This is a genomic window from Streptomyces sp. NPDC051133, from assembly GCF_040682635.1.
GTDB lineage: Bacteria > Actinomycetota > Actinomycetes > Streptomycetales > Streptomycetaceae > Streptomyces.
Window position 1 is genome coordinate 57,325 of record NZ_JBFBBK010000017.1, and the last position, 20,509, is coordinate 77,833.

General features: G+C 73.0%; 16 protein-coding genes. 10 read left to right on the plus strand and 6 right to left on the minus strand.

Going from position 1 to position 20,509, the window contains the following annotated elements; translation table 11 throughout:
• Positions 1–74: 74 nt before the first annotated feature.
• From AB0N17_RS19040 to AB0N17_RS19060, 5 genes are all read left to right on the plus strand, one after another.
• Positions 75–317: a DUF397 domain-containing protein gene (locus AB0N17_RS19040; protein ID WP_366012517.1), complete on the plus strand. Its 243-nt coding sequence runs from the start codon at positions 75–77 to the stop codon at positions 315–317.
• 142 nt (positions 318–459) lie between these two features.
• Positions 460–1,362, plus strand: coding sequence for a universal stress protein (locus AB0N17_RS19045; protein WP_366012518.1), 903 nt, complete (start codon positions 460–462; stop codon positions 1,360–1,362).
• Positions 1,363–1,738: 376 nt separating this feature from the next.
• Positions 1,739–2,989, plus strand: coding sequence for a PHB depolymerase family esterase (locus AB0N17_RS19050; RefSeq protein WP_366012519.1), 1,251 nt, complete (start codon positions 1,739–1,741; stop codon positions 2,987–2,989).
• 134 nt (positions 2,990–3,123) lie between these two features.
• The gene (locus AB0N17_RS19055) at positions 3,124–4,554 is read left to right on the plus strand and encodes a 3-hydroxybutyrate oligomer hydrolase family protein (RefSeq protein WP_366012520.1); all 1,431 of its coding nucleotides are present in this window, start codon (positions 3,124–3,126) and stop codon (positions 4,552–4,554) included.
• Positions 4,555–4,611: 57 nt separating this feature from the next.
• On the plus strand, positions 4,612–5,109 hold the full coding sequence (locus AB0N17_RS19060; protein WP_366012521.1) for a hypothetical protein: 498 nt from the start codon (positions 4,612–4,614) through the stop codon (positions 5,107–5,109).
• A gap of 15 nt (positions 5,110–5,124) precedes the next feature.
• On the opposite strand, the gene AB0N17_RS19065 is transcribed toward AB0N17_RS19060, so the two are convergent.
• Together AB0N17_RS19065 and AB0N17_RS19070 are read right to left on the minus strand one after the other, a co-directional pair.
• A complete protein-coding gene (locus tag AB0N17_RS19065; protein WP_366012522.1) occupies positions 5,125–7,095 on the minus strand; it encodes a peptidoglycan recognition family protein in 1,971 nt (656 codons plus the stop codon).
• A 258-nt stretch (positions 7,096–7,353) separates the two neighbouring features.
• On the minus strand, positions 7,354–8,499 hold the full coding sequence (locus tag AB0N17_RS19070; protein ID WP_366012523.1) for an aminoglycoside phosphotransferase family protein: 1,146 nt from the start codon (positions 8,497–8,499) through the stop codon (positions 7,354–7,356).
• Between the two features lie 270 nt (positions 8,500–8,769).
• Between AB0N17_RS19070 and AB0N17_RS19075 the strand changes: the two genes are divergently transcribed.
• A complete protein-coding gene (locus AB0N17_RS19075) occupies positions 8,770–10,260 on the plus strand; it encodes a hypothetical protein (protein WP_366012524.1) in 1,491 nt (496 codons plus the stop codon).
• Between the two features lie 35 nt (positions 10,261–10,295).
• On the opposite strand, the gene AB0N17_RS19080 is transcribed toward AB0N17_RS19075, so the two are convergent.
• Positions 10,296–11,720 carry a SpoIIE family protein phosphatase gene (locus AB0N17_RS19080; protein ID WP_366012525.1) on the minus strand — a complete coding sequence of 475 codons (1,425 nt, stop codon included), beginning with the start codon at positions 11,718–11,720 and terminating at the stop codon, positions 10,296–10,298.
• Positions 11,721–12,067: 347 nt separating this feature from the next.
• Between AB0N17_RS19080 and AB0N17_RS19085 the strand changes: the two genes are divergently transcribed.
• Complete coding sequence (locus AB0N17_RS19085) at positions 12,068–12,478, plus strand: SsgA family sporulation/cell division regulator (RefSeq protein WP_366012526.1); 411 nt, start codon at positions 12,068–12,070, stop codon at positions 12,476–12,478.
• A 153-nt stretch (positions 12,479–12,631) separates the two neighbouring features.
• Positions 12,632–14,656 (plus strand): phosphocholine-specific phospholipase C, encoded by a 2,025-nt coding sequence (locus AB0N17_RS19090; protein ID WP_366012527.1) that lies wholly within the window; start codon positions 12,632–12,634, stop codon positions 14,654–14,656.
• Here AB0N17_RS19090 and AB0N17_RS19095 read toward each other — a convergent pair.
• Together AB0N17_RS19095 and AB0N17_RS19100 are read right to left on the minus strand one after the other, a co-directional pair.
• A complete protein-coding gene (locus AB0N17_RS19095) occupies positions 14,646–15,671 on the minus strand; it encodes a Gfo/Idh/MocA family oxidoreductase (RefSeq protein WP_366012528.1) in 1,026 nt (341 codons plus the stop codon). The genes AB0N17_RS19090 and AB0N17_RS19095 overlap by 11 nt on opposite strands.
• A gap of 102 nt (positions 15,672–15,773) precedes the next feature.
• Positions 15,774–16,868 carry a chemotaxis protein gene (locus AB0N17_RS19100; RefSeq protein WP_366012529.1) on the minus strand — a complete coding sequence of 365 codons (1,095 nt, stop codon included), beginning with the start codon at positions 16,866–16,868 and terminating at the stop codon, positions 15,774–15,776.
• Positions 16,869–17,024: 156 nt separating this feature from the next.
• Here AB0N17_RS19100 and AB0N17_RS19105 point away from each other — a divergent pair, with 156 nt between their 5' ends.
• Positions 17,025–17,804 (plus strand): alpha/beta hydrolase, encoded by a 780-nt coding sequence (locus tag AB0N17_RS19105; RefSeq protein WP_366012530.1) that lies wholly within the window; start codon positions 17,025–17,027, stop codon positions 17,802–17,804.
• A 281-nt stretch (positions 17,805–18,085) separates the two neighbouring features.
• A complete protein-coding gene (gene asnB / locus AB0N17_RS19110) occupies positions 18,086–19,927 on the plus strand; it encodes an asparagine synthase (glutamine-hydrolyzing) (protein WP_366012531.1) in 1,842 nt (613 codons plus the stop codon).
• On the opposite strand, the gene AB0N17_RS19115 is transcribed toward asnB, so the two are convergent.
• Positions 19,920–20,450, minus strand: coding sequence for a DUF4232 domain-containing protein (locus tag AB0N17_RS19115; protein WP_366012532.1), 531 nt, complete (start codon positions 20,448–20,450; stop codon positions 19,920–19,922). The genes asnB and AB0N17_RS19115 overlap by 8 nt on opposite strands.
• Positions 20,451–20,509: the final 59 nt, after the last annotated feature.

The window sequence follows — 20,509 nt, forward strand, 5'->3', positions numbered from 1 at the left end:
CTCACATGGCCTGTCGGCCGTCCCGGGCGGTCGCTAGGCTGAGCCGCGGACGACGAACCGGGAGGAGCACGGACGTGGCCGAGACCACCACCCAGCAGCAGCCGTTCACGGGCTGGCGCAAGCCGGAGCTGGACCTCAGCAGGGCCGAGTGGCAGTCCAGCAGCCGAGGTCTGGGCGATGTCCAGATCGCCTTCGTCGAGGGCTTCATCGCGATGCGCAACAGCGATCGCCCGGAGAGCCCCTCCCTGATCTTCACCCCCGCCGAATGGGGCGCGTTCGTCTCCGGCGCCCGCGAGGGCGAGTTCGACCTCACCTGAGCGAGCGCGCACCGCGAGCCGAACCGGGGGGTGTTCCGACCGGATTTCCGGACACGCGACCAGCAGCGCCCTGCCGGGGCCGACGCCTGAGCGAGGCTGGCCCCAGCAAGGCGAAGGTCGCCGTTTCCGGAGGTGAGGAAGAATGAGCACTGCGCCGGTCATCGCCGCGGTCGACGGCTCCGAGGACAGCCTGCGCGCCCTGGAGTGGGCCCTCGACGCCGCCCGCCGCCGCGCGGCACCCCTCAGCGTGGTGCACGTCCGTCAGTACGCCGCCTGGGGCCAGGCCGATGTGCTGGTCGCCGGGCCGCCCGGGGCCGGGGGCGACCCGGTGCTCGACGAGGTCCGCGCCCGGCTCGGGGACGGCACCGGGGAACCGGCCGTGGAGTACGTCGCCCAGGAGGGCGTCCCGGGTGCCGTGCTGCCTCAACTGGGGGTGGACGCCCAGCTGTTGGTGCTCGGGTCGCGGGGCCGCGGCGGTTTCGCCAGTCTGCTGCTGGGATCCAACGGCCTCGCCGCCGCCCGCGACGCCGAGTGCCCGGTGGTCGTCGTACCCCGGCCGGACCGCGAGGTGCACGGGGAGCCCACCGCCGAGCCCGGGCCCCGGGTGGTCGTCGGCCTGCACGTCGACAGCCCCGACGAGGCCGTCCTCGCCCTCGCCTTCGCCGAGGCGGCCCTCCGCGACGCCCGGGTGCAGGTGATCGCCGCCCACCCGTGGCCGCCGCAGACCTGGACCGCTCCGGGCCAGCCGGTGCCGCCCCTGGTCGACCAGGCCGCCGTCGAGAACGAGACGCGCGCCCTCGCCGAGGGCTTCCTCGCCCCGCACCACACACGGCACCCCGAGGTCCGCGCCGACACCCGGGTGCTGCCCGGCGACGCGGCCGGCCACCTCGTCGCCGCCTCCAGGGGCGCCGACCTGGTCGTCGTCGGCCGGCACCGGCGGCGGCTGCTCTCGCCCGCCCGCATGATGGGCTCGGTCACCCAGGCCGTGCTGCTCCACGCGGCATGCCCGATCGCCGTGGTGCCGCCCGCACCGCCGGAGGACTGAACGGCGCGGCTCCGGCCCCACCTGCCGTACCGCACGGCCGAGTTCGCCTGGGGCCTGTCGTCGAACTCCCGCCTGCCCCGCGACGCCATGCACGCTCCCCCAGAGGGGGGCACGCCCACTCGCCGCACCGGGAGCACGCACCTGACGCCGCAGAGCCCGCCCTCCGGGCGGACGACGGGAGTTCGACGACAGGCCCTAGCAGAGCACGGACGGCCCCGCAATCCCTCCGCCGCCGGTCCGCACGCGGACGGCTGTGGGGCCCGGCGCCATGGTGCCGGCACACGCGTGAACCTACGGTTCCGCCACGCCCGGTGCGCCAGGCGCCGCCCACGCGCCCCAGCGGCCGGGACACACGTGTCCACCCCGAGGAGCCGCCATGCCCTTCGCCCGGTACAGAACAGCGTCCACGGCACCGCCCACCCCTCGATGGCGCCGCCTCCTGGCCGTCCTCGCCGTCGTCCTCGGCACCGCGCTCGCCGGTCCCGCACCCGCGGCGCGCGCCTCCGTCACGCTCACCGAGGTGACCGGCTTCGGGTCCAACCCGGGCGCCCTCACCATGTACGTGTACCGGCCCGCCGGCCTGCCGGCCCACCCGCCGGTGGTCGTGGCCCTGCACGGATGCACCCAGAGCGCCCAGGTCTACGCCGACGACTCCGGCCTGCCGAAGCTCGCGGACCGCGACGGCTTCCTCCTCGTGTTCGCGCAGACCACCACCGCCAACAACCCGAGCCAGTGCTTCAACTGGTTCCAGACCACCGACAACCGGCGCGACCAGGGGGAGGCCCTGTCCATCCGGCAGATGGTGAGCCAGGCCGTGACCGCCTACGGCGCCGACCCCCAGCGCGTCTACGTCACCGGCCTGTCCGCGGGCGGCGCGATGACCGCCGTCATGCTCGCCACCTACCCCGACGTCTTCTCCGCGGGCGCGGTCGTCGCCGGCCTGCCCTACGACTGCACCAAGGACAACAGCCCCTACACGTGCATGAACCCCGGCGTCGACCTCGGCCCGGACGCCTGGGCCCAGCGGGTACGCGACGCCTACCCCTCCTACCGGGGGCCGTGGCCGCGCACCGCCATCTGGTACGGCGACCAGGACACCACCGTCGCCCCGCGCAACGCCACGGAGCTGCGCGACCAGTGGACCGCGCTGCACGGCCTGTCCCAGACCCCCACCCGCACCACGGCCATCGGGCCCGACGCCACACAGCACGACGAGTACCTCGCGGCCGACGGCACGGTCGCCGTCGAGGTCGACCGGGTCCCCGGGATCGGCCACGGCACCCCCGTCGACCCGGGCACCGGCACCGCACAGTGCGGCAGCACCGGAGCCCCCTACTTCCCCGACTCGATCTGCTCCAGCTACTGGATCGCCCGCTTCTTCGGCCTGGACGACACCGACCCGGGTGACGGCGGCGGTGGCGGGGGTGGCGGGGGCGGAGGCACCGCCGCCTGCTGGACGGCGAGCAACTACGCCCAGGTGCAGGCGGGCAGGGCCACCACCGCCGGCGGCCTCACCTACGCCAAGGGCTCCGGACAGAACATGGGCCTGTACAACACGTTCGTCACCCACACCCTGAAGGAGTCACCCGCCGGCTACTACACCGTCGCCGACACCGGTTGCCCCTGACCGGAGGTCAGCCCCGCTCGGTCATGGTGGCCGACGACGCTGTGGCGGCCGCCTTCATGGCGGCCCCACACATGTCGGGAACCCACACTCGGCCCCTAGCCTCCAGCGCGTCCCCAACCCGCCGGAGGAACCGCATGCTCCCACTTCGCAGAGCCCCCTTCACCCGTCCCGGCCGGCGCGCCGTGCTCGGTGCACTCTCGCTGGCCGCCACGTGCTCGCTCCTCGCCACCCCCGCCACGGCGACACCCCTGACCGGGACGGCACCCGGCGGCCACTGCGCCGGCCGTGCCCAGCTACGGGTGCCGGGCGCCGCCCGGCAGCAGGCCGACTGCCTCGACGAGCTGACCACCGCCGGCACCGTGGCCTCCGGCCACACCGACCCGGCCGACTACGCGGGCCTCACCCCGAAGGACCTGCCCACGCCCAGCGGCGTCCCGGGGATCCAGATCGACGGGTACTTCCCTGACACCTCCACCACGAACACGGACCACGGCTGGAACCACGACTCCCAGTTCGTCATCCGCCTGCCCGACCACTGGAACGGCGGCCTGGTGGTGGCCGGGACGCCGGGCAACCGCGAGCAGTACGCCAACGACAAGGCCATCGCCGACTGGGTCCTCGCCCGCGGCTACGCCTACGCCGCCACCGACAAGGGCAACACCGGCACCGCCTTCTACCGCGACGGCCGGCGCCCCGGCGACGCCATCGCCGAATGGAACACCCGCCTCACCCAGCTCACCCGTGCGGCCCGCGCCGTCGTCGCCCAGCGCTACCACCGGCCCCCGGCCCGCACCCTCGCCACCGGCCTGTCCAACGGCGGCTACCTGGTGCGCTGGCAGCTCGAGAACCACCCCGAGCTCTACGACGGCGGAGTGGACTGGGAGGGCACCCTGTGGCGCGCGGACGGCCCCCACCTGTTGACCTTCCTGCCGCAGGCCCTGCGCCACTACCCCGCGTACGCCGCCGGCGGCCCCGGAGCCGCCGAGGCCGGCGCCGCACTGCACCGGGCGGGCTTCCCGGCCGGCTCGGAGTTCCTGTGGCCGTACCACTACCAGGTCTACTGGGACCTCACCCAGCGCATCTACCGCGAGGAACTCGACCCGGGCTACGACGGCGCCACCGAGGCCGGCACCCCCTACTGCGCCCCCGGCACCCCCGGCTGCGACGCCGACTACGACTACGCCTCACGGCCCGCGGCCGTCCACCGCGCGGTCGACCGGATCGCCCTGACCGGACGCATCGGCAAACCGCTGATCACCCTCCAGGGCACCCTCGACACGCTGCTGCCGATCAGCCGGGACTCCGACGTCTACGCCCGGATGGTCCATGCGGCCGGACGTGGTTCACTGCTGCGCTACTACCGCATCCAGGACGGCACCCACACCGACTCCCTGGTCGACGTCTTCCCCGACCGGCTCCGCCCGATGGTGCCCTGCCACCGCTCGGCCTTCGTGGCGCTGGAACGCTGGCTCGCCGGTGACGGCCGCCCGGCGGCCGGCCACACCGTCGCCCGCCCCGCCGGCGCGGACCGGGCGACACTGCTCACCAGCTGCCCCCTGGGATAGACGATCTCCCCGCGTCCGCAGGTCACCCACCGGAGCCCGGGCACGTACCATGGCCGCATGTCGTTCCTCCGCCGCCGCAGCGCCACTCCCGCCGGACCTGACTTCGACGTGCTGGCCATGGACCCGGGCGACTGGCCGGGCAACCTCGGCGCGGGCCTGCTGCCCGCCCCCGACGGCACCTGCCAGGGTGTCTTCCTGCGCTACGACCTCTTCGGTGGCCGCGGCCCTGCCATGATCATCGGCAATCTGCCGGAGGGCTCCCCGGCCCGCGACGTGGCCGAGGGAGAGATCCCCTTCGAGGTGGGACAGCTGCTGCTGGCGCTGGAGAACGACGAGGAGATCACCGTCGTCGGCGTCGAGGACACCCCGGTGCTCCAGGGCGACAACCTCCTCATCGTGCGGCGGCTGAAACTGTCCGAGTCGCGGATCAGCTGTGTGCAGTTCGACCGCAGCGACGGCGTCCTCGTCACCATCGCGGCCTGGGACCGCCCCATCACGGACGACCTGTACGCCCTGCTGAAGCCGCTCCCGGCGGAGCTTTTCCAGCAGGGCTGAGGCCACCGACCCGGATCAGCCGGCCGAGCCCTCCAGGGTCACGTCCGCCGCGCGGACGAAGGCGACCCGGTGGCCGTACTGGATCTCGTAGTACAGGTCCTTGCCCACCACGACCCGGTGCGAGTCGGTGGTGAAGGTGACCGCGTAGTAGTACTCGCCCGGCACCTCGTCACCCACCACGTACCTCTGCCCGGCCGGGATCGTGTACGGCAGCGGCACCACCGACTGCGCCGGGACGTCCGCCGGGTAGGCCTCCTTCTCGGGGTAGGCGCGGCCGTACACCGGCACGCTCGCCAGACCGTCCCGGGCAGTGATCACCGCTCCCCGGGCGGGCACCGCCGTCGGCTGCCGGCGCGGGTTCTCGAACCACGCCTTCTGCCCGAGGTACCAGATGGCCGTCCAGTCGCCCCAGCGGTCGGCGACCGCGTACTGCTGGCCGGTGGACACCCGCGAGGACAGGTCGTTCACATCGGTCGTCGGGGCCGTCTTCAGACCGATGTCCCTGACCAGCGGCGCGTTCACGTCATGGTCCGTGTACAGCCGCACCTCGCTGGAGCCGTGCACCGTGCAGGGCTCGCCCTTGGTGGTGCAGCCCGTGTACCCGGGCTGGTTCGCGGCGTAGTCCGGAAGGATCGTCACCAGCCCGGCCTGCTTGCCCGCCGTCTTCTTGAAGGGGTGGCCGAGCAGCTGGAAGTAGTGCCGCCAGTCCCAGTACGGACCCGGGTCCGTGTGCATGCCGGGGATGGTCGACGTGGTCGGCCCGGGCACGTTGTCGTGGCCCAGGACGTGCTGCCGGTCCAGCGGGATGTCGTACTTCGCGGCCAGGTACCGCACCAGCCGCGCCGACGACCGGTACATCGCCTCCGTGTACCAGGCGTCCGGGGCGGCGAGGAAGCCCTCGTGCTCGATGCCGACGGACCGGGCGTTGATGTCCCAGTTGCCGGCGTGCCAGGCCACGTCCTTCGCCTTGACGTGCTGGGCGATCAGCCCGTCGGTGGAGCGGATGGTGTAGTTCCACGACACATAGGTCGGGTCCTGGATCAGGTTCAGCACCCCGTCCCAGGCGCCCTCCGTGTCATGGATGACGATGTACTTGATGCGCTGCGACACCGGGCGGTCGCCGAGGTCGTGATTGCCGTAGTCGTCGGTGCCGAACTGCGCGTACGGCGCCCAGACCGCCTCGCAGGACACCGACCGCGGGCACTCCACTCCGTCGGTGGGGAGCGTGCGCAGCCCGGCCCGCTTCAGCTGCGCGGTGTCGGGGGCCAGCCGCGGCTGGGCCGCCAGCGCGACGAGCTGGCCGTCGTCCGTGACGCGCTCCTCGCCGCTGCGCAGCACGTCGTACACGTCGTCGGCGTAGGCCGCCGCGGTCGCCGAGTCGTCGGCGCCGGAGAAGCGGGCCACCGCGCCGTACCAGTCCGCCGGGTCGGTGCTCAGCGGCTCGCCCAGCTGCTTCTGCGCGTCGGCGAGCAGGGCGGCACCGCCGGCCACGTTGGCCGCCGGGTCGGTGCGCAGGAGCCCGGCCGGGACACCGGTCAGCTCCGCCGCCTTCGGCAGCGTCCGCAGCCGGGCCGGGAGCGACGACTCCGAGGGCACCTTGATCTCGGGGTGCACGGCGGCACGGGCGCCGTCACCGCGGGCGTCCTCCGTGCCCTCGGCGTGGTGCTCCGTGGTGGCGATCGCCGTACGGGCGTCGGTGAGGTGCATCGGGCCGTAGCCGCCGCTCACGCTGGGCGCGCCGGCGTGCCCGTCCCAGCGGGACTGGAGGTAGGAGACGGCCAGCAGCACGCTCTGCGGCACGTGGTAGTCGGCGGCCGCGGTGGCGAACGCCTGCTGCAGCCGGCCGGCGGAGGAGTCCTCGGCGCCGGGGGCGGGGGCCGCGCCGAGCAGTGGCAGCAGCAGGGCCACGGAGGCCAATGGGACGGCGGTCCGCCGCAGATGTCTGTGGCCGGGCGTGGACGTGGGGTCGGTGGCGGAACCTCGCAATGCGGCCTCCTGTGACGCGCGGGCGTGGCGGGGCGTTCGGCGCCGAGCTGGGTCAGTGGTACCGGCTGGCCGACGATCCGTCAATAATGCCGACACGGAGGCGATTTCCCACGTCACGGAGGGTTTTCGGCGAGTTTCGCGACGGCGGTGCGCGGGCCTGCGGGGCGTCACTGGCATACACCAGTGGCCGGAGCGGGCGCGGACGCACGAAGGTCCGCGGTGCGCCGCCGCTCTGGCGCACCGCGGACCTTCCCTTTCTCAGCGGGTGCCGACCGCCGCGCGGACGGCCTTGCGGGCCATCTGGCAGTCGTCGTGCAGCCGCCGGAGCAGCAGCCGCTGCTCCTCACCGGACGGCGCGGCACCCGGGTGGGCCGCACCCGGGGCCGCCGGAGCCGGATCGTGCATCGAACGCTGCACGGCCGTCTCGTACGTCCGGATCTCCCGGGTGAGCAGCAGCATCAGGTTCACCAGGAAGGCGTCCCGGGAGGCCGGGCCTGCCGACTGGGCGATCTGGCTGATCTGCCGACGGGCCACCGGTGCGTCCCCGAGCACCAGCCACAGCGTCGCCAGGTCGTAGCCCGGCAGATACCAGCCCGCGTGCTCCCAGTCCACCAGCACTGGACCGGCCGGTGAGAGCAGGATGTTCGAGAGCAGGGCGTCGCCGTGGTTGAACTGCAGGAGGCCGTGCCGGCCCACCTCGTGGGCGATGCCGTGCAGCAGCTTCTGCAGGTCGCCGAGGTCCCGGTCGGTGAGCAGGCCCAGCTCGTGGTACCGGGACATCCGGGTGCCGTAGTCCAGCGGCATGTCGAAGGTGCCCGCCGGCGGCCGCCAGGCGTTCACCCGGCAGATCGCGCCGAGCGCCGCCCGGATGTCCGCGCGGGGCGGGACCTCCGCCGGATGCCGTTGGAACGCCAGCACCCGGCCCGGCATCCGTTCGATGACCAGGGTGCAGTTGTCCGGATCCGCCGCGATCAGCCGGGGAACTCGGACCGGAGGCCGGTTCCGGACGAACGAGCGGTATACGGCTATTTCGTGGCGGATCCGCTCGGCCCAGGCGGGCGAGTGGTCCAGGAGACACTTGGCCACGGCCGTGCTGCGCCCGGTCGTCCCGACGAGCAGGACCGACCGTCCGCTGCGCCGCAGTACCTGCACCGGGGCGAACTCCGGGCAGATCCGGTGCACCGAGGCGATGGCGGAACGCAACTGCGCGCCCTGGGGGCCGGACAGGTCCAGTCTCCCGCTGAGCGGCTGGGTGCCGACCTGGCCCGGGATGCGCCGGGGCCGGCCCATGCCCAGCACGGGTCCGCCCGGACGCGCCACCGGGTCGAGGTACGGTCCGCCGCCCGCCGGGCGGGGGCGCAGGGGCCGGGGCGGGGCGGACACGGAGGACGATGCTGCGTACATGGGAGATACAGATCCCTTCGTGTGCCTGCAGTGCCTGCCGAGGTAAGTCCTTGCGCGCAACCCGTCCCGGTCGCCCGGGCACACCCTGGGGAATGTGCCCGTCGGCCCGGTCGACGCCGAGCGGCGACCGGGTCGGGGTGGCGCTTTCCTACCTGACACCCGGCGCCCAGTGGCACACCATCTGGCGGACCCTGGCGAACCGTGGCGAATAGTCGCCCGGCAACCTCCACGGGGCTACTGTCAACTCAGCCGAGAACCTGGGGGCTTGACGTGAGCGGACAACCCAACACCCGCCTTGCGGACCTGTTCGGCCTGGCCGGCTGGTCCAAGGGCGAACTCGCGAGGCTGGTCAACAAGCAGGCGGCGGCCATGGGCCACCTCCAGCTGGCGACCGACACCTCCCGGGTCCGTCGGTGGATCGACATGGGAGAGATCCCGCGCGATCCCGTACCGCGGGTGCTGGCGGCTCTGTTCACCGAGCGTCTCGGCCGTGTCGTGACCATGGAGGACCTCGGTCTGGTACGGCACGGGCGCACGGGGAAACGGCAGAGCGACGGGATCGAGGAACATCCCGACGGAGTGCCGTGGGCGCCCGAGCGGACCGCCGCGGTCCTCACCGAATTCACGGGAATGGACCTCATGCTCAACCGACGCGGCTTGGTGGGCGCGGGTGCCGCGCTCGCCGCGGGATCCACACTCAGCAGCGCCATGTACGACTGGTTGCACACCGACCCCACCCTGAAGGCCGACGCCCCCGTCCTCGACGACCCCCTGCTCGCCGACCCCGCTGGGTTCGACCGCTATGAGGCCGCCCCCATCGGGTCGCAGGAGATCGAGGAACTGGAGCGCTCGGTCGAGGTGTTCCGCGCCTGGGACGCGGCCCGCGGAGGCGGGCTGCAGCGCAAGGCGGTCGTGGGACAGCTCAATGAGGTGGGTGGCATGCTCGCCTACCACCATCCACCCCATCTCCAGCGGCGCCTGTGGGGCGTCGCCGCCAACCTGGCCGTCCTCGCGGGCTGGATGTCGCACGACGTCGGCCTGGAGCCCACGGCGCAGAAGTACTTCGTCATCGCCGCCCACGCCGCCCGGGAGGGCGGAGACCGGCCGCGCGCCGGTGAGGCGCTGTCCCGGGCGGCCCGCCAGATGGTGCACCTCGGCCGGCCCGACGACGCGCTGGACCTGATGAAGCTCGCCCAGTCCGGCGCGGGTGACCGCCTGCAGCCGCGCACGAAGGCGATGTTCCACACCATCGAGGCCTGGGCGCAGGCGTCGATGGGCAAGGGCCAGGCGATGCGCCGCACCCTCGGTCAGGCGGAGGACATGTTCGTCGCCGACCGGGGCGAGGCCGAACCGCTGGACTGGATGCAGACCTTCAAGGACGAGGACCTGTACGGCATGCAGGCGCTCGCCTACCGCACCCTGGCGGAGTCCGACCCGAGCGCGGCCACACACGCCCAGTACTACGCGGAGAAGGCTCTCTCCCTGCGCGTCGACGGGCGGGAGCGGTCGAAGATCTTCGACCATCTGTCCATGGCGTCGGCCTGCTTCATCGCCGACGACCCCGAACAGGCCAACCGCTACGCACGCCTGGCGCTGATGTCGATGGGGTCGAACTCCTCCCGTCGCACCTGGGACCGGCTGCGCGAGATGTACCGGCTGACCGCGGAGTACGCGGGTTACCCGAAGATCCACGAACTGCGGGAGGAGATCAGGCTCGCCTTGCCCAAGCCGAGGAGCAAGAGCGACAGCGCCCAGGCCTGAGGGCCTGTGCGCCGCGTCCGTCCCGGCCGGTCAGCTCACGCGGTGACCCGGGCGACGAGGACGCACGCCTCGTCCGCGCGCTCGGTCGCGCCGAACTCCTCGGCCACCGTCCGCACACAGTCCTGCGCGGTGCGCGCCGCGCCGAACCGTGGGGCGAGGTCGAGCAGCCGGTCCACGGCCGCGCTGCCGGTGTGTCCGGGCACCAGCCCGTCGGTGTGCAGCAGGAGCAGGTCACCCGGTTCCAGCGTCACTTCGGCCTGCCCGTAGACGGCGCCCGAGGTGGCGCCGAGCAGGACGCCGTCCGGCGCGGTCAGCACGCACCCCGTCCCGTCGCGGTACAGCAGCGGGGCGGGGTGTCCGGCCTGCGCCCAGACGAGGGTGCGGGTCTCGGGCCGGTAGCGGCAGCAGACGGCGCTGCCGAGGGCGGGTTGCACGGTGGCGTCGAGTAACCGGTTGAGCATGGCGAGCAGCGGGCCGGGGTGCGCGCCGGCCATCGCCATGCCACGGACGGCACCGAGCAGCGTGGCCATGCCGGAGGCGACGGACACCCCGTGTCCGGTGAGGTCGCCGACGCTGAGCAGGGTCTCGCCGTGGGACAGCTCCAGCGCGTCGTACCAGCCGCCGCCGATCAGCGTGGCCGTGGCGGCCGGCAGTTGGTGGGCGGCGAGGTCGAGGGCGCGGGGTCCCTGGTGCGGGAGCCGCAGGGAGCCACGCCATGGCGGCAGCACGGCTTCCTGCAGCTCGACCGCGATCCGCTGCTCGGTCCGCTCCTCCCGGCGGTGGCGCTGCAGCGAGTCACGGGTCTCGCGCACCGTCCGCCGGTGCCGGCGCAGCTCGCTGACGTCCCGCAGCACGGCCCACATCGAGGCCGTGCCACCGTCGGCGCCGAGCACCGGTTCGCCCATCATGTGCACGGTCCGGACGGTGGCGTCGGGCCGTACGACGCGGAACTCGCCGTCGATCGGCTTGCCGTCGACCAGGCAGTCCGTCACCATCGCGGTCAGCCGCGGCCGGTCCTCGTCCAGGACCAGGGACGGCAGTTCGTCCAGGGTGAGGGCGGGTTCGGCCGGGTCGCGGCCGAGGATCTGGTACAGCTCGCCGGACCAGGTCGCCTCGTCCGTGAGGAGGTGCCACTCCGCGCTGCCGACGCGGCTGAGCAGGGAGCCGCCCGCGGTGCCGGCCGGCGGCTCCCCGGGGGCGATGGGCGGCGCGGCGGGCTCGGGTTCCGGTCCGTCCCGCAACTGCGCCAAGTGGGCGTCCAGGTCGTCGAGTTGATGCAGCGCCAGGTCGTACAGGGCGCGCTGCCAGCGCTCCTCGGGGTCCCCTCCGTCACTGCGCGCGTCCCGCCGCACGGCGTCCACCTCGCCCTTGAGCCGCCGCGTCTGCGTGATCAACGCATCGACCGAGCCGGGTCCTGGTGGGTGGGCGGCTGAGCGGTCCGCGGAGACCGGTGACGGCATGACGCACTCCGAGGGGGGGACGGTACGGCCAAGAGGGACGGGGGACCGTTACGACTGTGGCACAGCCCGCGACGCCCCGTAAGGGATTTGGCACCACACGATACGGTGGTGCTTCCGGCATATGCCAGAGTCTTCCCTGAGTGCTTCTCGGGCCCGGATGACGTACGCGCCGGGGCGTTCAAGTCGTAGGGAGCCTACGCGAGTTGACCCATCCGAACGGCCTCGGTGTCGCGTGCAAGCGCGTGTTCGACGCTCTGGTGTTCGCTCGCGCCGCCGACGGCCTGTACGTATCGAACTCTGACCGGATTTGGCGGCATGCGAAGGGCCTTCACGCACTCCATTAAGGCATGGACACCATCGAACAGCCCGCCCACGCCCGGCTCATCACCGCCGAGGACCGGGAACTGCCGGTCTCGGCCACGCTGCGCTACAGCGCCGCCGACCCGCTCGCCGTCTTCGTGGACTTCCCGGCCGAGGCCGCCCTGGACGGCGAGGAGGTCACCTGGACCTTCGCGCGCACCCTCCTCGACCAGGGGCTGCGGACCCCCGCCGGGCACGGGGACGTCCAGATCTGGCCCTGCGGACGGACCCGCACGGTCCTGGAGTTCCACTCGCCCCACGGCCTCGCCCTGCTGCAGTTCCAGGCCTCGACGCTGCGCCGCTTCCTGGTGCGTACCCACGAGGTGGTCGCGCCCGGGCAGGAGGACGTCGCCGGGGTGGTGGAGCGAGGCCTGAGCGCCCTGTTCGGCGGGGTGTGAGCGGCGGCCCACGGAGCCCGTCCGGCGGCCCGGCCACGTCTTTGACCATTGTTCACCTCCGCCTCACCGCACGGGTATGGCCCCTGACGAGCGCCGCGGGCACTCTGACGCGCGGTGTGCCGCAGGGGCACCGAAGGCGACGAGGACGGGCTCATGACACCGATCAGCCGAAGAGGCTTCGTGGGGCTCGGGGCATCCGTGGCGGCGGGGGTGGCGCTGGGCGCCGGCTCGCGCGCCACTGCGGCTGCCGCGACCACGGCGACCGGCACGATCAAGGACGTACAGCATGTGGTCATCCTCATGCAGGAGAACCGCAGCTTCGACCACTACTTCGGCCGCCTGAAGGGGGTGCGCGGCTTCGACGACCGCAGCGGCATCACCCTCGGCGGCGGCTACCCGGTCTTCAACCAGCCGAACGGGACGGGACGCCAGTACCCGTGGAAGCTCAGCGCGACCCCGGCCGCCGGCGGCAAGGACGGCGAGACCCTGGCCCAGTGCAGCGGCGACCTGCCCCACTCCTGGTCCTCGCAGCACTCCGCCTGGAACAAGGGCCGGATGGACAACTGGGTCGCGGGCGTCGGCAACGTCCGCTCGCTCGGCTACCTGGACCGCTCCGACATCCCCTTCCACTACGCGCTCGCGGACAACTACACGATCTGCGACGCCTACTTCTGCTCCACGCTCAGCGCCACCGGCCCCAACCGCACCTACCTGTGGAGCGGCAAGGTCGACTCCGCCTCCTACGACGGCGGCGAGGAGTCCGGACTGACCTGGCAGAACTACGCGGAGGCGCTGCAGGCCGCCGGCGTGACCTGGAAGGTCTACCAGAACGCGGCCGACAACTACGGGGACAACGGCTGCGCCTACTTCAAGAACTTCACGAATGCCAGGGCGGGCGACCCGCTGTACGACCGCGGCATGGCCTCGGTGCCCAAGGTGACCGGCTCCACCCCCGACGACATCGCCGCCGCCATCAAGGCCGACGTCGTCGCGGGCACCCTCCCGCAGGTCTCCTGGGTCGTCCCCAACCAGGCCTTCTCCGAGCACCCCTACGCCCCGCCCGGCGACGGCGCCCACTTCGTCAGCCTCGTCTACCAGGCCCTCGCGGCCGACCAGGACGTCCTCGACTCGACCGTCCTGTTCCTCACCTACGACGAGAACGACGGCTTCTTCGACCATGTGCCCCCGCCGGCGCCGCCCGCCGGAACCGCCGGGGAGTTCCTGAACGGGGTGCCGTACGGCTTCGGCTTCCGCGTGCCCATGATCGTCGTCTCGCCCTGGACGCGCGGCGGCTGGGTCTCCTCGGAGGTCTTCGAGCACACCTCGGTGCTGCGCTTCCTGGAGACCTGGACGGCGGCGCTCGGCAAGCCCGCCAAGTGCCCCAACATCAGCGACTGGCGCCGCAAGGTGAGCGGCGACCTCACCGGCGTCTTCGACTTCGCCAACCCCGTCCTCGGCTCCGTGACCCTGCCCGCGACCGGCGTCATCGGGCTCGGCACCTGCGGCCCGCTGCCCAACCCGGTGCCGACGGACAACGCCCTGCCCGCCCAGGAGTCCGGCACCCGCCCGGCCCGCGCGCTGCCGTACCAGCCGGGCGGCCACCTGGACCACCTGGAGTTCGGCGCCGCCGGCAAGATCCTCGCCTGGTTCACCATGACCAACCAGGGCGGCCCGGCCTCCCGCGCGGCCCACTTCTCGATCCACCCGGGCGCCTACCGGGACACCACGCCCTGGCAGTACACGGTCGATCCGGGCGGCACCGCCTCCGACTCCTTCAACATCGGCACGGGCTTCGGCGCGGGCCGGTACGACTTCACCATGGTCGGGCCCAACCGCTTCCTGCGCCGCTTCCAGGGTGACGCGACCAAGGCGGGCAAGTCGGCCGAGGTGAGCGCCCGGTACGCGGTCGAGCCGGGCACGGGCAAGCTCGCGGTCTACTTCAAGATGACCAACTCGGGCGCGTCGGCGGTGAAGTTCACCATCACCTCCCACCACTACCGCAGCGACGGCCCCTGGACCTACACCGTCGCCGCGGGCGCCTCGACGGAGGACTTCTTCAACGCCGTCGCGTACCAGAACGGCTGGTACGACTTCACGGTGACCGTCGACTCCGACGCGACCTGGTCGCGCCGGTTCACCGGGCACCTGGAGACGGGCGGCGCGAGCGTCAGCGGCTGACCCCGGCGTACAGGTCCGGGCGCGCGGCGAGGTCGACGGCCACCCGGCCGCCGCCCCGCAGCGCCCGGACCCCCGCCTCGGCGACGACCGACGCCGCGTAGCCGTCCCAGACGTCCGGTCCGGTGACCTCGCCGCGCCGGGTGGCGTCGACCCAGGCCTGCACCTCGCGGTCGTAGGCGTCGGCGAAGCGGACGAGGTAGTCCTGCGCCACCTCCTCGCGGGCGCCGCCCGCCGTGGTGACCACCATGGCGTGCTCGTCGCCGATCCGGGCGCTGCCCCGCTCGCACACCGCCTCGCAGCGCACCTGGTAGCCGAAGCCGCAGTTGACGAAGACCTCGACGTCCACCAGCGCGCCGCGCTCGGTCTCGAACAGCACGAACTGCGGATCGGCCAGGCCCTCGGGGGCGTCCGCGGACGACGTGGGCCGCAGCACGGTCACCGCCGTCAGCTCCTGTCCGAGCAGCCAGCGGGCCGCGTCGATCTCGTGCGAGACCGAGCTGTCGATCAGCATGGCGCTGGTGAAGTGCGCGGGGGAGGAGACGTTGCGGTGGATGCAGTGCAGCATCAGCGGCCGGCCGAGGCCGCCACCGTCCAGCAGGGCCTTCAGCCGCCGGTACTCGGCGTCGTAGCGGCGCATGAAGCCGATCTGCGCCAGCCGGCGGCCCAGCCGCGCCTCCGCCTCGACGACGCGCAGCGCGCCGGTGGAGTCCGGCACCATGGGCTTCTCGCACAGCACCGGCAGCCCCCGGTCGAAGGCGGCGAGCAGCGCTTCCTCGTGCGCGGGCCCGGGGGAGGCGACGAGGACGGCGTCGACGCCGGGCGCGGCGAGCGCCGCCGCCGGATCCGTGTGCACCGTGACGCCGGCGAGGCCGGCCACGGCGTCCCTCGCCCGGTCGGCGTCGGGATCGGCCACGGCCGCGACCCTGGCGCCGCTGACCACCCGGTCGAGCCGCCGTACATGGTCGGCCCCCATGTGGCCCGCGCCCAGCACCGCCACACCCAGCAGGTCACCCATGTGCGCGCTCCCTCTCGCCGGCGATCATCCGCCGTAGCGTACGCCGACGAGAGAGCGCTTCCCCACGGTGCCCCCGCGGGGCCCGGGTTGCCGCAGCGGGCCTCAGTACCGCAGGACCCCCGCGATGCCGTTCGCGTCGTCCAGGGTGCCGTCGGGCACGAAGCGGACGTCGGCGCCGGTCTCCAGGCACTGCTCGACGATCTCGTCCACGATGTCGTCACGGGCGTCGAGTTCGCCGGGCTCGGCCGGCAGCAGATGCTCGCCGAGGTCGCGCACGGTGACCCGGAAGTTCTCCTCGACCGCGAGCAGCCGGACCCGGCCCTCCCGGGCGCTCTGCCACAGCTCGTCGAGACCGGCCGCGTAGGTGCGGTGGCCCCGGGCCGAGGTCAGCTCCCGGACCACGGCCGAGGCGTCCTTGCGGGCCTCCGCCTCCAGCACCGGTCGCAGCGCCTGCCACACCGCGTCGGGGCCCGCGTGCGCGAGGCCGCCGTGCGGGACGTGGACGGCGGCCTTGGCGACGCTGCCGACCTCGTCGAGCAGGGACAGGGCCGCCTGCTCGCCGGTGACGTACAGCGGCCGGGGCTGGTCGCGCAGGACCGTGCTCATGGCGGTGTCCGCCTCGCGCAGGAACTGCCGGGTGCCCTCGTCGCTGAAGGTGCTCGGCATGCCGCCCGTGCGCATCTGGCGTTCGGGGTCGAAGTTCGGGCGGCTGCGGACGAGCGGGAATCCGCCGACGCGGTCCTCGACGACCCGGTCGTGGCCGCCGCTCCACAGCGTGACGCGGTCGGCGGACAGGGTCAGCACCCAGTACGGGCGCTCGGCGGCCTGCGCGGAGACGAGATTCCGGGTGAGGAAGGTGTCCGACAGCACCACCCGTTCGGGGACGGTGCGGGCCAGGGACCACACCTGGTGTTCGCCCGGAGCGGCGAAGATCACCAGGCCGTCCTCGGCGTGCGCCAGGTCCACCTCCGACAGCGCCCGGTCGAGCTGCGCCACGACGTCGTTGCGCCGCTCACGGGTGACGGAAGGATCGGACTCCAGGCGCCTGCGGGCCTCGGTGACCACATTGCGCAGCCGGACGGGGTCCTGGCCGTTCCCCGGTTCGCGGCGGTGCGTCGGGGTCAGCACGGACACCGCCGGATACGGGCGCGGGCGCCGCAGTTCGGCAAGGGTCGCGGGACTCAGTGCGTGCTCCATGACAGCACGATAGGTCCGATTCACATGTACGGCATTCGGGGTAATCCGGACCCCGAGCCGCCCCGGTCCCCGCCGCGCACACCAGTGACGCGGCGCCCCGCGGACGGCTACCGTACCGGCCAGTAACCGGACCGCAGCGCACCCCAGGAGGCCTTCATGCCACAGCTCGATGTCGAGGGAGCGGCCCTGACGTACGACGACGAGGGTCCCCGTGACGCACGGGAGGCACCCCTGGTCCTCGTCCACGGCTGGACCGCCGACCGGCACCGCTGGGACCACCAGCTCGCGCACTTCTCCGTGAGACGCCGGGTGATCCGGCTGGACCTGCGCGGGCACGGCGAGAGCACGGGCGCCGGGGTGCGCACCATCGCGGAGCTGGCGCAGGACGTCCTGGCCCTCCTCGATCGCCTCGAGGTGGAGCGGTGCGTGCTCGTCGGCCACTCCATGGGCGGGATGATCGCGCAGACCATCGCGCTGGCCCACCCCGAGCGCCTGGAGCGGATGGTGCTGGTGGGCTCCATCGGCCGGATGGCCTACAGCCGCGGCCGGGGCCTGCTGATGGCGGCCTCCACCCTGGTGCCGTACAAGCTGTTCGTCGCCGCGAACATCCAGCGGGCCTTCGCGCCGGGGTACCCCCGTGAGGAGATCCGCGCGCACATCCGTGCCTCCGCCGCGACCCCGCGCGAGGTGGTGATGACCCTGTACGGCGCCATGCGGGCCTTCGACGTCCTGGACCGGGCCGGTGAGATCCGCACGCCCACCCTGATGGTGCACGGCTATCACGACGTGCAGCTGCCGGTGGGGCAGGTGCTCCGGATGGCCAAGGCCTACCCGGACGCGGTCGTACGCATCCTCGACGCGGGCCATGAGCTGCCGCTGGAGAAGCCGGCCGAGCTGACCGCCGCCCTGGAGGGCTTCGTGACCGAAAAGGCCTGACCCGTTCGGCGTTTTGTGAAGTTTTTGCCCGTGGCCGGTTCCCGGCGGCACCGGCCCGACGGCATGGGCTTCGCGCCATTTCGCGCGAGCAAAACACGGCCGAAATCGTGGGGGGAGAGGTGTCGGCCGTGTTGCCGTCGCGTTGACTGCCTCGGGCAACTGACGGACGCTGGCCGCATAGGTGCTAGATACAACTGGTTTGCCCGCCGGGCCCGCTGTTCACTTGGGAAACGCCAGGTGGCCGCGGGGGCCGGCGGCGAGCCGGAGGCAGGAGGCAGCGCATGTGCGGCATCACCGGATGGATCTCCTTCGACCGCGATCTGACCACCGAGGCCGGCACGTTGCATGCGATGACCGAGACGATGGCCTGCCGCGGCCCGGACGACCGCGGCACCTGGACCGAGGGCCCCGCCGCCCTGGGCCACCGCCGGCTCGCGATCATCGATCTCCCCGGCGGGCGCCAGCCGATGTCCCTGGACACCCCCGGGGGAACCGTCGCCATGGTGTACTCCGGGGAGGCGTACAACTTCACCGAGCTGCGCCGCGAACTCGAGGGCCGCGGCCACCGCTTCACCACCGACTCCGACACCGAGGTCGTCCTGCACGGCTACCTCGAATGGGGGGACGCCGTCGCCGAACGGCTCAACGGGATGTACGCGTTCGCCGTGTGGGACGGCCGTCACGACAAGCTCGTGATGATCCGCGACCGCATGGGCATCAAGCCGTTCTACTACTACCCGACCCCCGACGGCGTGCTGTTCGGCTCCGAGCCCAAGGCCGTCCTCGCCAATCCGCTGGCCCGCCGCCGCGTCACACTGGACGGCCTGCGCGAACTGTTCGTGATGATCAAGACGCCCGGCCACGCCGTCTGGGACGGCATGCGCGAGGTCGAGCCCGGCACGGTCGTCACCGTCGACCGCTCGGGCCTGTCCACCCGCGTCTACTGGCAGCTCCGCACCCGCGCGCACACCGACGACCGCGACACCACCATCACGACCGTGCGCTCGCTGCTCGACGACATCGTCCGCCGCCAGCTGGTCGCCGACGTCCCGCGCTGCACCCTGCTCTCCGGCGGCCTCGACTCCTCCGCGATGACCGCCCTCGCCGCCCGGCAGCTCGGTGAACGGGGCGAGCGGGTGCGCAGCTTCGCCGTCGACTTCGTCGGCCAGGCCGACAACTTCGTCGCCGACGAACTGCGCGGCACCCCCGACACGCCCTTCGTGCACGACGTGGCCCGGCTCGCGGGCACCGACCACCAGGACATCGTGCTCGACCCGGACTCCCTCGCCGACCCCGCCGTGCGCGAGCTGGTGATCCGCGCCCGCGACCTGCCGGCGGGCTTCGGCGACATGGACGCCTCGCTGCTGCTGCTCTTCCGCGCCATCCGCGAGAAGTCCACGGTGGCCCTGTCCGGTGAGTCCGCCGACGAGGTCTTCGGCGGCTACCTGCAGTTCTTCGACGAGGAGGCCCGCCGCGCCGACACCTTCCCGTGGCTCGTCAGCATGAGCCGGCACATGGGCGACGACGCGGAGGTGGTGCGCGCCGACCTGGGCAAGTCCCTCGACCTGGAGGGGTACGTCGCCGACGGCTACCGCACCGCCGTCGCCGCCGTCGACCGGCTGGACGGGGAGAGCGACTTCGAGTACCGGATGCGGCAGATCAGCCACATGCACCTGACCCGTTTCGTCCGCGCCCTGCTCGACCGCAAGGACCGGATGAGCATGGCCGTCGGCCTGGAGGTCCGGGTGCCGTTCTGCGACCACCGGCTCGTCGAGTACGTCTACAACGCCCCCTGGGCGCTGAAGTCCTTCGACGGCCGGGAGAAGAGCCTGCTGCGGGAGGCGACGGCGGACGTCCTGCCGCGCTCGGTGTACGACCGCGTGAAGAGCCCCTACCCGTCCACCCAGGACCCGCAGTACGCCCGCGCCCTGCAGAAGCAGGTCAAGGAGCTGCTCGCCCAGCCCTCCCACCAGGTCTTCGATCTCGTCGACCGCGACCGGCTGCGCCGGGCCGCCGAGCGCGAGGCGCCGATCAGCGGTCAGGCGGCCCGGCGCGGCCTGGAGCGCACCCTCGACCTCGCGCGGTGGCTGGAGGTCTACGCGCCGGAGGTGGCGCTCAGCTGAGGCCGATGGCCCGGTCGGCGGCCGCCGCCGAGGGCTGCCACCACGTCGTCACCGGCTCCCACACCAGGACCTTGGCGCCGGTGCCCAGCTGCGCGGCGGTGAAGGAGCGGCCCCAGTGCGCCGCCGACGCGGCCACGGCGACGCCGGGCACCCGGCGGGCCTGCGGGTCCGCCGGGTCGCCGATGGTGCGGATGTCGGCGTGGGCGGTGCCGCCCGCGGCGAGCCGGTACGAACCGGCGCCGCCCTGCGGCGTCGGCAGTGCGATCCCGTCCAGGTTCCCGAAGGTCACCGTGGGCACGCGGTCGACCAGGCAGGCGCGGCCGCTCCGGTTGGTGACGCGGGTCCGCAGCACGGTCGGACGGCCCGGCACGGCCCGCGCCCGCACCGTCAGCGCCTGCTCGGTGCAGCGTGCGGTCCGGGTTGCGGGGCCGGCGGCGGCCTGGCTCGGCGCCGCCGCCGACAGCAGTGTGAACGCGGCGGCGGCCGAAGCGGCGGACACGGCGATGGCGGAGCGGATGCGCATGATGGTCCCCAGACGTGGTCAGGTACGGGGTTACGGCGGCGGAGGCACGCCTGCCCAGT

What these genes read in the sequence shown, in the direction of transcription:
- AB0N17_RS19045 (WP_366012518.1), top strand. Translation starts at nt 460, where the DNA reads ATGAGCACTGCGCCGGTCATCGCCGCGGTCGACGGCTCCGAGGACAGC.
- AB0N17_RS19050 (WP_366012519.1), top strand. Translation starts at nt 1,739, where the DNA reads ATGCCCTTCGCCCGGTACAGAACAGCGTCCACGGCACCGCCCACCCCT.
- AB0N17_RS19055 (WP_366012520.1), top strand. Translation starts at nt 3,124, where the DNA reads ATGCTCCCACTTCGCAGAGCCCCCTTCACCCGTCCCGGCCGGCGCGCC.
- AB0N17_RS19060 (WP_366012521.1), top strand. Translation starts at nt 4,612, where the DNA reads ATGTCGTTCCTCCGCCGCCGCAGCGCCACTCCCGCCGGACCTGACTTC.
- AB0N17_RS19070 (WP_366012523.1), bottom strand. Translation starts at nt 8,499, where the DNA reads ATGTACGCAGCATCGTCCTCCGTGTCCGCCCCGCCCCGGCCCCTGCGC.
- AB0N17_RS19080 (WP_366012525.1), bottom strand. Translation starts at nt 11,720, where the DNA reads ATGCCGTCACCGGTCTCCGCGGACCGCTCAGCCGCCCACCCACCAGGA.
- AB0N17_RS19085 (WP_366012526.1), top strand. Translation starts at nt 12,068, where the DNA reads ATGGACACCATCGAACAGCCCGCCCACGCCCGGCTCATCACCGCCGAG.
- AB0N17_RS19090 (WP_366012527.1), top strand. Translation starts at nt 12,632, where the DNA reads ATGACACCGATCAGCCGAAGAGGCTTCGTGGGGCTCGGGGCATCCGTG.
- AB0N17_RS19095 (WP_366012528.1), bottom strand. Translation starts at nt 15,671, where the DNA reads ATGGGTGACCTGCTGGGTGTGGCGGTGCTGGGCGCGGGCCACATGGGG.
- AB0N17_RS19100 (WP_366012529.1), bottom strand. Translation starts at nt 16,868, where the DNA reads ATGGAGCACGCACTGAGTCCCGCGACCCTTGCCGAACTGCGGCGCCCG.
- AB0N17_RS19105 (WP_366012530.1), top strand. Translation starts at nt 17,025, where the DNA reads ATGCCACAGCTCGATGTCGAGGGAGCGGCCCTGACGTACGACGACGAG.
- asnB (WP_366012531.1), top strand. Translation starts at nt 18,086, where the DNA reads ATGTGCGGCATCACCGGATGGATCTCCTTCGACCGCGATCTGACCACC.
- AB0N17_RS19115 (WP_366012532.1), bottom strand. Translation starts at nt 20,450, where the DNA reads ATGCGCATCCGCTCCGCCATCGCCGTGTCCGCCGCTTCGGCCGCCGCC.